Below are 14,595 nucleotides of genomic sequence, written 5' to 3' on the forward strand. Positions count from 1 at the left end.
GCGCGGATGTAGTCATCAGAAGCGCTTGAGGGGGTCGTGGACGTCCCAGATGATCGTCTAGCGCTCTCGCTTCGTCTACTCTCTTTGCGGGCTCTCAGATCGTCGTTGACGACTTCCGGACTCCCATCTACGGCTTCACGCGAGCGGGCAACACTCAAGCGTCAGTCAGTACGGATGGACGTGCGCGCTTCTGCCTCATGCTCGCGTCGAGGCCGGCGACGGCGGGAAGGGCGCTCAGGAAAATACTCCTCTTCCGAATAGGGCGCATCGGCTTCGAGCTCCTGGGACTTGAATCGGGTTTGGGTGCTACGGCGACCGTGAGCACCAGCGCCCTGCTTCGTTTCGCGGAGACCTGCGTCATCGAGCGCATTGCGGATGGTCGCGGGGGATACTTCAAACTGATCGACCAGTAGCGCAATGGCGTTGGCTGCTCTGATCTCCGGCGACAAACCCAGATACGCCTGCTGAATTGCGATGTAACGCTCTGCTTTGTTCGAGCTGATCTTCGCGCGACCCTTCGGCGCTGTCTCTTCCAGAAACCGGCCGCTTGCCATGTTCGTCACAGCAACGCGCTGTCCGCCCAAGCTCGCCTGCGACCTCGTGTATTTGGAGTTGGATCGATAGCGCAGTTCGCGCCCTCCACCGGGGATCATCTTGTCGTTGACCCACTCGGCCACATACTTCGCGGTGCGCCGCAGGTAGCGTTCGTCCGGGCGGTCTATCCGAGGATCGACGGCGTAAGCATCCTCAGAGGCAGCGACCACGAGCGGATAGACCGTTTCAGCAGTGACAGGCTGTCCGGTGAACATGAGACTGCCCGCATCAGCGGCGCTCTTCTTGAAGATGTAGGTCCGGCGATTGACTTTGCCGTCTGCGTCGAAGGTCAGCACGACCGCTCTCTTCTTGGCCTTGCGTCCGTCGCGATCTGGCTCGAACAGTTTCTCGGCCGTTGCGATGCGGACTTCCTGCTCAAGAATGTCTTCGTGGACTTGCTCGAAGTCATCGAAGGCCTCGAGCGCATAGTGGAGGTTCATTTCGTACCAGGTGCGCGGCTCCCAGTCCGAGTACCACCATATGTAGCCGTCGCTCTGGTTGGTGAGGCTCAGCGGGTTTCGGGATAGTGAGCCGTTGAAATTCGGGTCACCGCCAAAGAGTCTTGTAATGGCATCTTGGAGTACGTTGAACAGATCTCGCTCCCAGCCCGACTCGTAGGCAGGTTTGTCCATGTGCCAGATCATCTGGAAAGAGCGCTTGCCGGGTGCGGGATTCAAGCCGACCATCATGGGCTTCACAGGCATGGCGTTGGCAATCTCGAGGACCTGCTTCATGCGCGCCTTAATGCTGCCCGGAGCCAGCGCGCCGGAGTCCTTGGCGTCAACGTCGAGCACGATCATGTCAGCGAACTTCGGCGTGTTGAAACGAATGTACTCATATTCGTGGAGGCGTTTCCACTCCTGCCGAGGGTTGATCTTCCGGCGATTCGGGTACTTTGGATTCTCGACATCATCGAGGTCGACGGCGACCTCGCACCAGTACGCGCCGATCAGCTCAGCAAAGCGAGCGCCATGGATCTTTGCATCGAAGATTGTGAAGGCATCTTGGCCAGCCTCGGAGACGGTCGGTGATGCGTCAGGTTGATGGGGCGGGCTATCTTGCCCAGCGATGATCGTGTCGGCCATGCGCGTGCTCCTGTCGGATTAGGAGTCAGGCGCGACCTGTCGATAGGGCACCTGATCTCAGTCTTCGTTCGAGCGCGGGTCTTTGAATGATCGGCTTAGCGGGCTGATCGGACTCGTCGCTTAAGACGATTTGTATCAGGTAGTTCGCGTAGAACTTGCGATGAGCAGAATTGACCCCATCCGAGATCCCAGATGTAGGTTCAAAATGTCGCAACGGGCGCTAGAATCAAGAACGTAGATCGCGCCCGAGGGCCTTAGCAACCCTCTGATCTCAGTCTTGGGCCCCCGGCTTTCTGGTCGGGGGCCCCGTTCGTTTTTCCGCGAGAATTCGCGGTTCTCCGGAAACTTCCGCTGGCGTCGAAACGCCGAGTACAGTTCGCTCGCTCGACTCGCTACGACGACCAGAAGGAGAACGAACATGCAGATCACCGACACGCCCGGGCGTGCATTGGCCCTACTCGACCGAGCGGTGCTCCTGCGACTGGATCCGGATCCGGAAGTGGCCGTGCCCTTCGATCACGCGACCGATGAGCCGCTCACAGCAGGGCCCAACGGAGCGAACCCCGAGGTGTACCTGAGCATCATGGTCGACCTTTGCCAAGCAAACTCGACTCTCGATCTGCTCGGATGGGGGAGCGGATGCTCCGGACATGACGCTGCCTGCCCGATCCCTCACGCGGCGTTCGCCCACCACCAGTCCGCGCTCTTCTGGATCGATGACTGCGCGGATGATTGCCGCTATGACGACCTGGTTGTGATGATCGACAAGCTACTGGACAGTGCGGAGTTCGGTGCCGTGCATCAGGCGCTTGCGGGCATCGTTCTACGAGGGGCGATCGAACCCTGCCCGTCAATCGCCCGTCCGAAGCGCTGAGTGCTTCGTGGACGCGAATTGATCGCGAGTTCGACTCGTCGTCGCTAATGAGACATACGGGCGCTTGAATCGGCGCATATCGCTTCAAGCCTTGACCTCGCGGCTGGGCACGCCATGGGGGAACTTGCGCTGGAAGTACTGCTCGATGGCCTCAGTGACAATCTCGCCCGGAAGGGTGCTCGTTGCCTCCGCCATTTCGCGCAGATGGGCACGAGCTTGTGGACTAAGACGCAATGTGACTGAGATCGGGCGCTCGGCGTCATCCTCGTATACCCGAGGCCGGCCAACAGGCTGCTTCGGCCGCGCCGCCTCGCCATGTCCCCGCTCTGCCCTCGCCATCCCTTGAGGGTAGCGGCCCCGATCGCGACCACGTGGCATCGACTGGTCGCGATCGGGGTTCCTTTGTCAGACTCGGCCGCTCCGACGTGCTTCGAAGCGAGCACGGTCTTCGTCGGTCATACGTCGGATTACAACCTCGCTGCTGGGTGCTTCAGTGCGCAGATCGTCCGGTTTCGCGGTGTGGCTGCCACCGGTTCGTCCTCCGGCCTTGGAGCGCGTGCGCTTCTTGCTTCGCAGTTTCCCGATTCGTGCTTCGTTCCTTCGAGCCATCAGTGCGCCACAGCCAACTGTCGAGTGGTCTTCATGTCCGGTTCCGTTCGGTTCAGCCGCGGCGCTCAAGCCGGGCAAGGGTCTGCAAGATGTGCGCGGCAGGCTCGACAACCTCGCGTCCCAGGCGATCGTAGAGCTCAGCGAACGCGTGACCGGAGATGAAGCTCCGGATCGCTCCGGGCCAAATGAGCAGATCTACGCTCCCGGGGACCGAGTTGAGATCGCCGTCCTGGGTTGGCACGAACACGACAATCGCTGATACGTCAGCTCCGGGCAGCTTGAATCGGATGCGTTCCATCGCTGCCTCCATATTCCTGCTCAGCTTCCAGTCGCCGTTCGGGCGATACCACCCGAGCCCTTTCATCGGTCGGACCTCTCCCAAGAGAGGAAACGACCAGAACCGGGAACCGGCCCAACGCTTCACATCGATAAGCACGACTCGGTTGCCGTTTACGAGAACACAGTCAATGTCGCCGCCCAGATGCGGTCGGTTTGGCACGTCAGGGATGCTCAACGAGTAGAACACCTGGAACTTGTCCAGGCCGGATTTCTTGATACCTCTGGAGAAGTACCTCTCCCCGAGCTGACCGACTCGTCCTTGTGCACCGAAGGTCTCCTGAAGGGATCGATACCGGTTCATGCCGCGTCCCCGTCCGGACCGTCGAGCTGCCCAGTCCGCTCCAGATCGTGCCACCAGCTCATGTGTTCGTCGAAGACGATCTCCTGAGCGAGGTCAAGATGGTCGCGGATCTCGGTCAGGTCAAAGCCGAGCGCGAAGTGTGCTCGCAAAGACCCACGTTCCTCATCGGTAGCACGTGGACGCTCGCGCTCCTGATTCAGTCGCGGCATGGGCGCTTCCACGATCCGGGCGACCATGTCCTCACTGTCGTCCCACGGCCAAGCGAGCTCCTCTCCTCGAGGGGGCTGTGACGCCGTGGAGTCCAGGAGCTTTACGGCGACCTCTGGAGGATACTTGCTCTCGTACGCACGGATGACGTTCGCGGCGATCGCGAGCACGCCTTGCGCCACGAACACGAACGCCTCTTCGGACTCGACGGGACCACCCCACGCCTGCGCGGTGTCGTGGGGAAGGATGATGACCTCGCCTGAGATGTAGCGATGAGTCAGCCGCAGCCACTGGTCGATCTGGCGTAGAAGGGTCGCGGGCGATCGATCCGTCATGCCGAGGCGAGCCTGATAATCACGAATGACGGCTGCAGCTGGCTCCTCGTCATGGAACCGAAGCCCTCGCACGATGCTGAGCGCACTGTCCGTATCGAGCAGCAGTCGTTCAGACATCGGGCCAAGCCCATTGAAGGTTCCCGTGTGCTCGATTTCGTGGCAGATGTGGACGTGCCTCTGGTTCATTTTTGCTCCATGATCTGGTATTCCGCGCGTGATCCCGCGAGCTTCGAGGCGATTGTACGCGTCAGTCTTTCCTTTGAACATTAATTCTGCGAATAATTAATTACGCGACGATCTCGTACTGCTAGCCAACCCGGAGAGGACCGATGACGTGCCCCCCACGCCGCCCAATGACGACCTGCCAACCCCTTCGCGCACAGAGCCAACGGCTCGGAAGTACGATCTGGACTCGGCCGACCAGAATGAGGGACCTCGACTGGTTATCGCCCTCGACATCGACGGCGTGCTTGCCCGCCACCTCGATGACGTTGAGCTTCGCCAGATGCCCAACGACTACGCGGACCTCCCATTCGGTGCGGTATGGGTCGAGGATCATCGTGGGCAGACCCGGCTCCTGCACACTGCCCCGGCCGTCATCGTTGAGTTGGACGAGATTGTGCGCAAACCGGGGGTTCAACTCGTCTGGGTTTCGTCGGACGCTCCGTGGACCCTGCCCCGAGCGATAGAGCTTGCGTTCGGGGGCCGACTCGCCAGTGGTGTGGTCGTCACCGACCGAAGCAGGGCGAGCAACTGGAAGATGACTCAGTTGCTCCGGTATCTGCGCTCAGCAGGAGATCCGCCGTTTGTATGGGCAGACGACAAGGCCATCGAGTTCGCCTTTCGGGTGTCCCGAGCCTTCCGAGACGGCAACGTCGGCCCCAGTCAGCGACTGCTCATCACGACCAGTCCAGCCACTGGCCTCACCCTCGACGAGGTTGAGGCCATCCGAGAATTCATGCAGGGCGTGATTGGAAAGAGGCCATGACCGACGCTCGAAGTATGGCCGGCCCTGTCTACACGTTCGCCGCAATTGATCCGTCGATGCCCGGCACCTTTCTGGTGCACACGATCACCGGCACGATGCACATCGTGGTCAATGATTCGGCAGGTGAGTCAGCCGTGCGCCGAGTCCGGCCACAGGCCAACTCCGAGTTCGTCGGTGATTGCGACTGGCTGCCAATCGAGTACAACGAGATCCGGGTGGGCGAGGAGGCATCGTTCTTGTTCACCCGATCTGGGGTCCATGACTGGGATCCCGCATATCTCGGCAGGCGGCGGCGCACGCCCCGTGTCATTCAGATCACTCTGTACGACGGACGTCCCGCGCTACCTGACCCGGGTAGCTTCGGTCGTCCGCGTGGGTTGCCGATTTCGACGCGTGTGGAGGCATTGTGAACCTGCTGGACGACTACTGGCACATGTACGATCTCACGCTACGCACGATCAGAGAGGACAAGCCGGACACCTTCCTTGAGGTCGCTGCGATCCTGAACCGATTCCAGCAGCCGACCTGCACGGGTGATGCCTTCTTCCCGGATGGCGCCGACGACATCTTGGGGGAGGCGCTGCATGACGCAGGCTGGTACGTCAGTTGGCAGGCTGACTACCTTTGGACGGCAACGCATCCCCGAACGCGAGCGCGCATCCGATTCGTTGAGGGCGACCTTTACGATGAGACACCAACTGAGGGTGGCAAGCGTTGAACGGTATTGCCCAATGAAACCTCATCGACGGCGCGACTGCCCTGACAAGGTCGTTGCGGTCCTCACAAGCGTTGAAAGGTACCTGGCCGCCACCCGCGGGCCAGGCGAAGTAGCCACAGGTCTATCGGTACTCTTCCGCGATCGATACGGAGACGACTGCTCTGTATTGATCTGTAGCGAGCCCGCAGACGTCGTCTTCGTCATGTTGAACGCGCCGACCATCGTCATCCCGTTCTGTGAGCAGCACGCCGCCCAAGTCGCGGCGGAGTACGCCGATCTCATGGAGCACCTGCCGATCCTGACGGACGAGGCCCGGGCCTACTTCCGAGATGAAGGCGACAGTCCCGATTCGCTCTGCGTTCATTGGACGCCCAATCGCGACGCGAACGAACGTCGAGACGACAACGCACCGGAGGGCGCTCAGAAAGACGCTGATGAACGCTGACGGGCCGTTCCGAGACGATGCGACGACTGGGAAGAGCATGCCCGACGCGCGAAGGTCCGTAATCCTGTACCTCGACATCGACGGCGTTCTGAACGCGCCAAACCCAACCGGTCCGAAGGGCTGGGATCACGCCGTTGACGTCCAGCTTGTCGACCGGCCCAGGGACACGCCGCTCTGGAACGGGTGGATTCGGTACGCTCCGCAGCTCATTGCTGCCCTGGAACAGCTTCTCATCGACTTCCGGTTCCTCGAGATCGTCTGGAACAGCACCTGGGTAGCGCACCCGCTCTACTTGGACCGGCTCACCGCGCAACTTGGAGCGCTGCAAGGTCTCCGCAAGGTCGCGCCACCGATGATCAAGATCAGCGGCTATCAGCCTCCTACCTGGAAGCTCGACCGGATCCTCGACGACATGACTGATCACCCCGGCGCGGACATCATCTGGATCGACGATTCTGTGCGCACCGGCGACCGACGCCAACTCTGGGCGCGATGCAAAGAGGAGGGGCGACAACTCCTGTTGATCACGCCGCCTGCCGATAAGGGTAGAGGGATTACGCCTGCAGACATCGAATGCATCCGGTTCTCGCTCTCAGGGCAAGAGGGCGGCTACTCATGACCGAGCCTGATCCGTGGGTTCTGCCACGCGGCTTCGCTGAGTTCGAGGAGAACAATGGTCTCCCGGAGCAATGGCGCGAGTGGACCAACGGCGACACGATCTGCGCCGCCTTGGAATGCGCCGCTGTGAACGAAGTACCCTTCCATCTCCTCGCCGAGCCGTTCATCCTGATCGGACTTTGCAGCTGGCACGCGTACGAGGCGCGAACGAACCTTGCGCGGCGCCTCAAGGTCGAGTGGCACTGCGGGGATCCGGAATGCTACTGGTGCTGGCGACTCGTCAAGGATCGCCGCCCTGGAGCACCGGCTCTGCGGCACCCGGCATGACAGCGCACCCCAGGATGAGATCGACTGGGACTCTGTAGCGCTTCGTCTGGCGGCTTTGGCTATGCCTTTTTGGAGGACGCCGTCACGGCATTGCCCCATACCCAACACCTGAAGGTCTTGTCGCGGATCGTGAACGTGATCCCCGCAGCGTCGGACGTCGAGCGATGGATCCAGCAGTCCACGTGCATTGGGATTGCCCCGAACCTGATCCATGCCTTTGCCCGCACCGGCTTCGGGTAGATCGTCAGCGGTGCGATGTCGAGCTGGAGCTCTTTTTCAGTGAGCGTCTGTAGCGGCTGCTCCCGTGCGATCTTCAGTAGGAGCAGATCCACGGAAGCCTCGGCCTCACGCTGACTGGTTCCCACTCCAACGAGCGTAGGTGCGGCCGGGGACATCACCGCTGGTGGAAGTCTGGCCCCTCGAACTCGGGCGGCATCTCAACGTCAGGTGCCGGGATGATCAGACCGTGCTCTGGGCACACGAACCCGTCCCGCTCAGGCCGAAGCAAGATCAGGCACTCGGGGCAGACCAAATCTCCAAGGCGATCGTGCTGGATCTGCGTCTGCATGCCATCAGCCTATGTAGTCCTCAGAACAGTGACGGCGGATCGATCGGCGCATCGGACAAATGGACCTTGTCGAATGCTTACTGAGTTCGGAGGTCGACCGGATTCCTGCTGCCTCAAGTGGCTTGTCGCCTGGAGCCGACGAGGCCAGCTGTGAGTGTGTTGGGTGTGCGAGGTCGGACCTCTCTAGGCCGGCAGGCGTCTGGCCGATTACAAGTAGGTGATCGACACCGACGCCTCGCCCGTCACTCGGAATACGCCGACGCACGTCCCTGCCAATAGCATGGGCCCTAAGGGCAAGGGAGAGGGCATGGCGGCAGGTACGACGGACGCGATCTATCGCGCACTTCAGATATTCGCGGACGACGTCCACGCCAAACTCGGCCTTCCTGGCTCACCGAGCGTTTGGCCAGAGGACCAGCTCAAGGCACCGATCTCCGCGCTCTTTCAATCGCTTGCGCAGATATACGGAAAGAGCGGCGTCGTCAACACGGAGGCGCCACGAGCAGCGGACCAGGAAGAGGACGGCGGTAGCCGCGTCGATGCAGTGGTCAGCATCGGTCCTACGCTCGCAACGGTTGTACCGACAGGTCACGTTGAGTTGAAGGCACCGTCCAAAACCGGAGATCCTCGAAAGCTGAAAGGGAAAGCCGACAAAGCTCAGTGGAAGAAGTTCCAAAGTTTGCCCAACCTCATCTACACCAACGGGCGCGAATGGACCCTTCAGCGCACCGGCGTCCAGGTAGGCAAACTCGTAAGGTTCATTGGCGATCCTGTCACGCAAGGAGCTGCGGCAGTAAGCAAAGAGGATGCGGCGAGATTCGAGGCGCTTGTCGCAAACTTTCTCGCGTGGGACCCGATCGTCCCCAAGACCTCGCGCCAGATTGCAGAACTCCTCGCCCCACTTTGCAACCTGCTACGCACGGAAGCGCTCGAGGCTTTGAAACGGCCGGATTCAGCTCTGACGAAGCTCGCCGCGCAGATGCGGAAGTACCTTTTCCCCGGTGCCAGCAACGACGTCGTAGCCGATGCCTATGCTCAGACGTTCACGTATGCATTGCTGATCGCGCGCTTCGAGGGCGCCGACCCTCTAACGTTCGAGCGGGCTGAAACCACACTGGCCGATGGTCACGGTCTACTCAGCGAGGTGCTCGGGCTTCTCGACAACCCGAAAGCTCGCAAGGAGGTCGAAACCTCCACGGACATGCTGCTCCGAGTCATCGCGCAGGTAGTGCCGGGAGCCATCGTCAAGCGAGACGACGGCAACCCCTGGCTGTACTTCTATGAGGAGTTCCTCGCCGCATACGATCCTGCGCTCCGCAAGAAGGTCGGCGCCTACTACACGCCAGCACCGGTCGTTCATGCCCAAGTCGCCATCGTTCAGGAGTTGCTCGCCACCAAGTTGGGTAAGCCGAGCGGGCTTGCTGATGAGGACGTCGTCACGCTCGATCCGGCGGTCGGCACTGGGACTTATCCGCTGGGCGTGATGGAAGCCGTCGCAGCCGCCGTACCAAAGCATCTCGCTGGCTCTATACCAGAGAAGCTCCGCCGAGTGGCTGCAAATCTCTACGGCATCGAGTATCTGATTGGCCCTTACTCTGTCGCCCACCTTCGCCTGTCCCGCTTCTTGGCCGAGCACGGCGTCGAGACCACCGACGACCAGCCATTGCAGATCCTTCTAGCGGATACTCTTGCTTCACACGAGGACGCCGGCAATGCCACGCTCCCCATGTTCGGATACGAGGAAATCGAACGCGAGCGCGCCGCTGCACGCACGCTAAAGGCTGACACGCGGGTTGTCGTGTGCATCGGCAATCCGCCATATCTTCGAGGCAAGAAGGCCGAAGCTGGTGCATCACTCGGTGGATGGGTAACGATGCGTCGCCCAGCTATCAAAGGCCAAAAGGTTCGGGACCCCCTTACACGGCGAATGGTGCAGGATACCGGCGAGCCCGGCATCATTAAAGACTTCACGGAGCCCGTTATCCAAGCTGGACGCGGTGGCGATCTGAAGAACCTGTACAACGCCTACGTCTACTTCTGGCGCTGGGCTCTCTGGAAGGTTTTCGAGCAAGAGCACCAGGACGAGGTCACCGGCAATCCTGCACAGCCAGGCATCGTGAGCTTCATCACGGCATCGTCATACCTACGAGGACCAGGGTTCGCAGGTATGCGCCAGCACATGCGCAGTCTGCTGGACGAGATCTGGATTATCGATCTTGGCGGGGACAACAAGGGTGGTAGGCGAACCGAGAATGTCTTTGCTATCGAGACGCCGGTGGCAATCCTGACGGGCGTGCGTTACGGAGACCCGAGGCCCGACACGCCGGCGACTGTTCACTACACCTCGCTGGCGGACCTTGAGGCAGAAGACAAGCTGGCTCAATTGGCAAAGCTGGCAGGCTACTCTGACCCAAACCTTGCATGGCACGATGGGATGACGGGATGGCAGGATCCGCTGCTTCCTGCGGCTGACCAGGAGTATCTCTCCTGGCCTGCACTGACCGATCTCTTTCCCTGGCAGTCCAGCGGCGCGCAAGTCAAGCGCAGCTGGCCGATCGGCGAAACACGTGAGGTCTTGAAGAAGCGCTGGAGCACGCTTGTTGCGGACTTGCCCTTGGATAAGGCCACGGGTAAGGCCGCCGTTGACAAAGCAGCACGCACCAAGCAGCGCGCGGAGATGTTCAAGGAGACCAGAGACCGAAAGGTCCAGCCGCCACGGAGTTCCAGGAAGGGCGCTCCCACCGGTTACCCCGACCTGTTCACGGGCAAAGCGCTTACTGACATCGCGGACCTTGAGCCCGGCGCCCCTGTAGTAGTGCGTCCTTATGCCTTCCGTTCGTTCGATCGCCAGTATGTAATCGCGGATTCACGGGTTGGCGACTACTTGCGGCCGTCACTATGGAATGCTCACAGCGACAATCAGCGATACCTAACAAGCATGCTCACTGAGGTCCTTGGCGAGGGACCAGCCGTGGTCGCGGCGAGAGACGTGCCAGATCTGCATCACTTCAGGGGGTCGTTCGGTGGGCGTCATGTCATCCCGCTTTGGCGTGACGCCGAATGTATAGATGCCAACGTCACGCAGGGCTTGCTCGCTGTGCTCACGGGCTCCTACAAGCGGCCCGTCGGCGCAGAGGAACTGTTCGCATACGCATATGGCCTTCTGTCGTGCCGTGCATACACCGCCCGATTTTGGGATGCGTTGACGGTGCCGGGTGCTCGTCTTCCGATCACGCGGGACATTGATCTGTTCGCGAAGGTTGCTGCACACGGACAGCGACTTCTTGATTTGCACACGGTCGATCTGCATGAGTTGGATCTCGCGCAGACGTCACCTGGCTCATCTAGTTTCAGGAAAGCGATCCCGGCGACCCGTTATCCGGAGGCATTCTCGTACGACGCCTCTACAGGCACGCTCATCATTGGCGACGGCGAGTACGGGGATGTGCCTGAGGACGTCTGGAACTACTCCATCTCTGGTTTGCAGGTCGTTAGATCCTGGCTCTCCTATCGCATGGAGCATCGCGCGGGCAAGGCGGGTAGCGACCTGGACAACATCCGCCCTGAGAGCTGGCCCGACCCTACGGGAGAACAGCTTCTGCGTCTTCTGTGGGTTCTCGAATGGACTGTCGATGCCGAGGCCGAGAGCCGTGCATTCCTGGACGAGGTCATGGAGTCCGACCTATTCACGGCTGCCGATTTCCCGGCACCATCTGAGTCCGAGCGCGGTCCATCCGGTGAGGTCGATGATGATCCTGAAGAGGACGAGGAGAGCGAGTAGGTACAGTCAAAAGCGCTGGAACTCGCGGAGGGCACACAGCATAAGCCGCTCCACGCGCTCTGCTATTCAGTCGCTTTGTGCGGCTGGCCGCCGTTGCCGTGAAGGCATGGAAGGATCGTCGTCAGCGGACGCCTGGGACAGCCACGTATCAAGGGTGACCGCTGCTTCGGTGCTCATGATGTAGGAGACCACAGCTTCCGCGAACGGCCGGGGGTACCTCGCCTTCACCAGGCGTCCCGTCAACGGACGAGCGACCATCTGCCGCCACTCGGCACTCGGACTCCCATCCAAAATGAGCCGGTGCAGTGCTTCGCCCCAGGCCAATGACTCTCGCTGCCGGCCATCCCTTGTGGAGATCTTGCCCTCGAACGGCGTCCGGGGGATCGGGAACTGTTCTAGCAGCTTCGTCACCGTCGCGTATCCCTCCTTCTTCATCTCGGTTGCTGCTTCTGCCGCCGCCTTGTTCATCGCCGCCTGTTCGGCGTATGCCGTCATCGCTCGTTCCTTTGCGACCCGCGCAGTGATCCGCTCGCCGGTCGCCTTGTCCTTGGTCCCGTACGCGAAGTCGTCAGCTAACCGGTCAAGGATCTCACCGAGGTAAGGGACCACCACACCCGGCACCATTTCGTACTCCGATTTCAGCTCGGCGTGTAGTCGCTTCTGCACCTTGGGTTTGATCCCGAAGACCGCTGGGTCCACGTTCGCAGTCGTTGCCAGCAGCAAAGCCCAGTGCATTAGCCCGAGCTTGTCGCTGTATGTCCAAGCAGGATGCGTCACAGAGCGCAGCACCAATGCGACAGGTTCCACGGCGTCATCACCAAACGCCACTGCGATGCCGTCCCACTCCTGGGCGCGCTTCAGTCTCTTGCCGCTCGGCTTCCGCACTCGGAATCGGGAAGCGACGAAGGCTTGTGCTCGAGGTCGTGTCACCAGGCCCCGATCTTCCAGCACCTTGACCCAGCTCGATGCAGCTCGCCGCTCCACTCCGAGTTCAGCCCCCACCCTGGCAAACGACATGATCACCGAGTCCCACCCACGTTCGTCGTCCAGCATGGCCATCCCGATGAGAGCGAACGCCGCCCGAGCCCCAACGTTGGTCCTGACCTGAACAGGATCGCCAGGCAGTTCCATCAGCACGCCAGCCAAAATCCGACGAGCCAGATCGACCGAGTCAGCGCGAACGTCGCGCCCATCTCCAGAAGAGCTGATGACCCGCTCCCGAGCGCTTGCCACCAACTGACCCCAGCCCTCTGAGTTGGCAAGGCTCCGCATCTCATAGGCGATGTCCCGAGAGCGCCTGCTGCGAGAGTGGCCCTGATGCTCATTGGGATCATGCCGTCCCCCGATTGCATCGGAGACACTGCCGAACATGTACCCATCGACGCAGCGGCTCAGGATCCATAGGCGTATTGCCTCTGACGGCAGAGGCACCTCTCGGTCGATGCCTTTGGTCAGCAGGGCTAGGACACGGCGTTCGGCTGAGCCGCTGGAATATGCCAGCACGGGACCGAGGATAGAGTCCAACTCGGAGAGGGCTAATTCGGAAGAGGTATCTGACATGATGGTCTCTTTTCGTATATCGCTATCTATCAGTAAATACGGGGCTGAGGAGGATTTACTGATAGATGCGCGTAGCTATACGAAAAGAGACCAATCTGGCAGGCCATAGCTCTTGACGGAAGTATGCTCCTCGAACGATGCGGACACTAGAATCGGTATTCGGATGCTTGGCATGACTTCCATGCGGATTCTTGCCTATGAGTCCGTGCTGATGTAGCCCTACTGAAAGTAGGGCATCAGATCGGGCGGTGCCTCTGCCGTTATGGCAATACGTCGGATGGGTATGAGTCGCTGCGTCGATGGTCCTTCTGTTCGGCATGACTCCGATGTGCATTCGGGCGACGGCATGAACCGATATGAGTAAGGGGCACTGCGCAGCAGGGCGCCTTACGGGGCTGAGCCTTTGGGGATGCAGAGCGCCTGCCTAGTTGAGGGACGGGCTGGGGTCAGTTGGTGGCCGGGCTGTAGCTCGGGAGCGGGTCGGGATAGGTCTTGTGGCAAGACCTATCCCTCCTCATTCAGTCATCCATCGGATGACGATTGATCGTTCGGGTGAGACCGACTTGGCTGATGGGATGCGTTGGCAATACTGCTCTCGCGTGATGCGGCAGTTCTTGTTGTGCTCTGGCCGTTCACAATCAAAGTAGACGTTCTCTTGGAAGGAGACTGCTTTGGGAAAAGACGTGAAGGGGATGCCCTTGGATCTCGGTGCTGAGCTGATGAAGCTCTCTGCGCTTGTGGCATCTGCAGAGACTGGCTCTGGTGATCAGCTTGCACGCGCCTTCTCACTCCGACGCCTCGCTGTACTCGACCACATCATTCGGATCGCACAGAAGCAGATCGCAGACCTGGTGCATGAGCTCCGGGAGCTTCCGGTGGATGAGCGTGGCAAATGGTCAGAGATCGGCGACGCTCTGGGCAAGAATCCAGACGCTGCGCGAGCGAAGTTCATGAGTGCGGCAAAGCCACGGCGAGCCAAGCATGGCCTTTCGATTGCTGATGCGGCGCAGCGACTTGGCCTTTCGCCGTCGACGGTCTATAGCAAGATCCGTGCGAACCCAAACGACGAGTGGTTTGCCCTTGTCCCAACCAACAACGGCCGAGTCATCGATGCGACATATCGCATCCTCGACTTGGATGGCCTCGATACTGCTTCGACGAAATAGCCGCCAACGAAAGGGGCTTCGATGGATGAGTTGGCGCGGAATTTCGAGCGCGTACGTTGAGCTGTACATTCACGAGTAGA

At 60.5% G+C, this 14,595-nt stretch carries 16 protein-coding genes; 9 read left to right on the forward strand and 7 right to left on the reverse strand.

The annotated features are described in order from the left end of the window. Positions 1-161: 161 nt before the first annotated feature. Positions 162-1,679 (reverse strand): replication initiation protein, encoded by a 1,518-nt coding sequence (locus RBR11_RS08955; RefSeq protein WP_308488979.1) that lies wholly within the window; start codon positions 1,677-1,679, stop codon positions 162-164. A 418-nt stretch (positions 1,680-2,097) separates the two neighbouring features. On the opposite strand from RBR11_RS08955, the gene RBR11_RS08960 reads away from it, so the two are divergent. Beyond that, a complete protein-coding gene (locus RBR11_RS08960; RefSeq protein WP_308488980.1) occupies positions 2,098-2,553 on the forward strand; it encodes a hypothetical protein in 456 nt (151 codons plus the stop codon). 84 nt (positions 2,554-2,637) lie between these two features. Here the strand turns inward: RBR11_RS08960 and RBR11_RS08965 are convergent, their stop codons facing one another. From RBR11_RS08965 to RBR11_RS08975, 3 genes are all read right to left on the reverse strand, one after another. After that, positions 2,638-2,892 carry a hypothetical protein gene (locus tag RBR11_RS08965; RefSeq protein WP_308488981.1) on the reverse strand — a complete coding sequence of 85 codons (255 nt, stop codon included), beginning with the start codon at positions 2,890-2,892 and terminating at the stop codon, positions 2,638-2,640. A 322-nt stretch (positions 2,893-3,214) separates the two neighbouring features. Continuing rightward, entirely contained in the window at positions 3,215-3,802 is a 588-nt protein-coding gene (locus RBR11_RS08970) for a nuclease-related domain-containing protein (protein WP_308488982.1), read from the reverse strand. Beyond that, positions 3,799-4,530, reverse strand: coding sequence for a hypothetical protein (locus RBR11_RS08975; RefSeq protein WP_308488983.1), 732 nt, complete (start codon positions 4,528-4,530; stop codon positions 3,799-3,801). Before RBR11_RS08975 ends, RBR11_RS08970 begins: the two co-directional genes overlap by 4 nt. 148 nt (positions 4,531-4,678) lie before the next feature. On the opposite strand from RBR11_RS08975, the gene RBR11_RS08980 reads away from it, so the two are divergent. From RBR11_RS08980 to RBR11_RS09005, 6 genes are all read left to right on the forward strand, one after another. Beyond that, positions 4,679-5,332: an HAD domain-containing protein gene (locus RBR11_RS08980; protein WP_308488984.1), complete on the forward strand. Its 654-nt coding sequence runs from the start codon at positions 4,679-4,681 to the stop codon at positions 5,330-5,332. Next, entirely contained in the window at positions 5,329-5,742 is a 414-nt protein-coding gene (locus RBR11_RS08985) for a hypothetical protein (protein ID WP_308488985.1), read from the forward strand. The genes RBR11_RS08980 and RBR11_RS08985 overlap by 4 nt, the downstream gene beginning before the upstream one ends. Then, the gene (locus RBR11_RS08990) at positions 5,739-6,050 is read left to right on the forward strand and encodes a hypothetical protein (protein WP_308488986.1); all 312 of its coding nucleotides are present in this window, start codon (positions 5,739-5,741) and stop codon (positions 6,048-6,050) included. Before RBR11_RS08985 ends, RBR11_RS08990 begins: the two co-directional genes overlap by 4 nt. Positions 6,051-6,252: 202 nt before the next feature. Continuing rightward, entirely contained in the window at positions 6,253-6,495 is a 243-nt protein-coding gene (locus RBR11_RS08995; RefSeq protein ID WP_308488987.1) for a hypothetical protein, read from the forward strand. Next, positions 6,485-7,114 carry an HAD domain-containing protein gene (locus RBR11_RS09000; protein WP_308488988.1) on the forward strand — a complete coding sequence of 210 codons (630 nt, stop codon included), beginning with the start codon at positions 6,485-6,487 and terminating at the stop codon, positions 7,112-7,114. Before RBR11_RS08995 ends, RBR11_RS09000 begins: the two co-directional genes overlap by 11 nt. Further along, positions 7,111-7,440 carry a hypothetical protein gene (locus RBR11_RS09005; RefSeq protein ID WP_308488989.1) on the forward strand — a complete coding sequence of 110 codons (330 nt, stop codon included), beginning with the start codon at positions 7,111-7,113 and terminating at the stop codon, positions 7,438-7,440. Before RBR11_RS09000 ends, RBR11_RS09005 begins: the two co-directional genes overlap by 4 nt. Positions 7,441-7,499: 59 nt before the next feature. On the opposite strand, the gene RBR11_RS09010 is transcribed toward RBR11_RS09005, so the two are convergent. Next, on the reverse strand, positions 7,500-7,805 hold the full coding sequence (locus tag RBR11_RS09010; RefSeq protein ID WP_308488990.1) for a hypothetical protein: 306 nt from the start codon (positions 7,803-7,805) through the stop codon (positions 7,500-7,502). Positions 7,806-7,834: 29 nt separating this feature from the next. After that, complete coding sequence (locus RBR11_RS09015; RefSeq protein WP_308488991.1) at positions 7,835-8,008, reverse strand: hypothetical protein; 174 nt, start codon at positions 8,006-8,008, stop codon at positions 7,835-7,837. A gap of 217 nt (positions 8,009-8,225) precedes the next feature. On the opposite strand from RBR11_RS09015, the gene RBR11_RS09020 reads away from it, so the two are divergent. Continuing rightward, positions 8,226-11,789, forward strand: a complete 3,564-nt coding sequence (locus tag RBR11_RS09020) for a type ISP restriction/modification enzyme (RefSeq protein ID WP_308488992.1) — start codon at positions 8,226-8,228, stop codon at positions 11,787-11,789. Positions 11,790-11,855: 66 nt separating this feature from the next. Here the strand turns inward: RBR11_RS09020 and RBR11_RS09025 are convergent, their stop codons facing one another. Further along, positions 11,856-13,292 carry a hypothetical protein gene (locus RBR11_RS09025; RefSeq protein ID WP_308488993.1) on the reverse strand — a complete coding sequence of 479 codons (1,437 nt, stop codon included), beginning with the start codon at positions 13,290-13,292 and terminating at the stop codon, positions 11,856-11,858. Positions 13,293-14,020: 728 nt separating this feature from the next. Here RBR11_RS09025 and RBR11_RS09030 point away from each other — a divergent pair. After that, positions 14,021-14,515 carry a hypothetical protein gene (locus RBR11_RS09030; RefSeq protein ID WP_308488994.1) on the forward strand — a complete coding sequence of 165 codons (495 nt, stop codon included), beginning with the start codon at positions 14,021-14,023 and terminating at the stop codon, positions 14,513-14,515. Positions 14,516-14,595: the final 80 nt, after the last annotated feature.

The organism is Microbacterium capsulatum, from assembly GCF_030865425.1.
In the GTDB taxonomy this organism is placed as follows: Bacteria; Actinomycetota; Actinomycetes; order Actinomycetales; family Microbacteriaceae; genus Microbacterium; species Microbacterium capsulatum.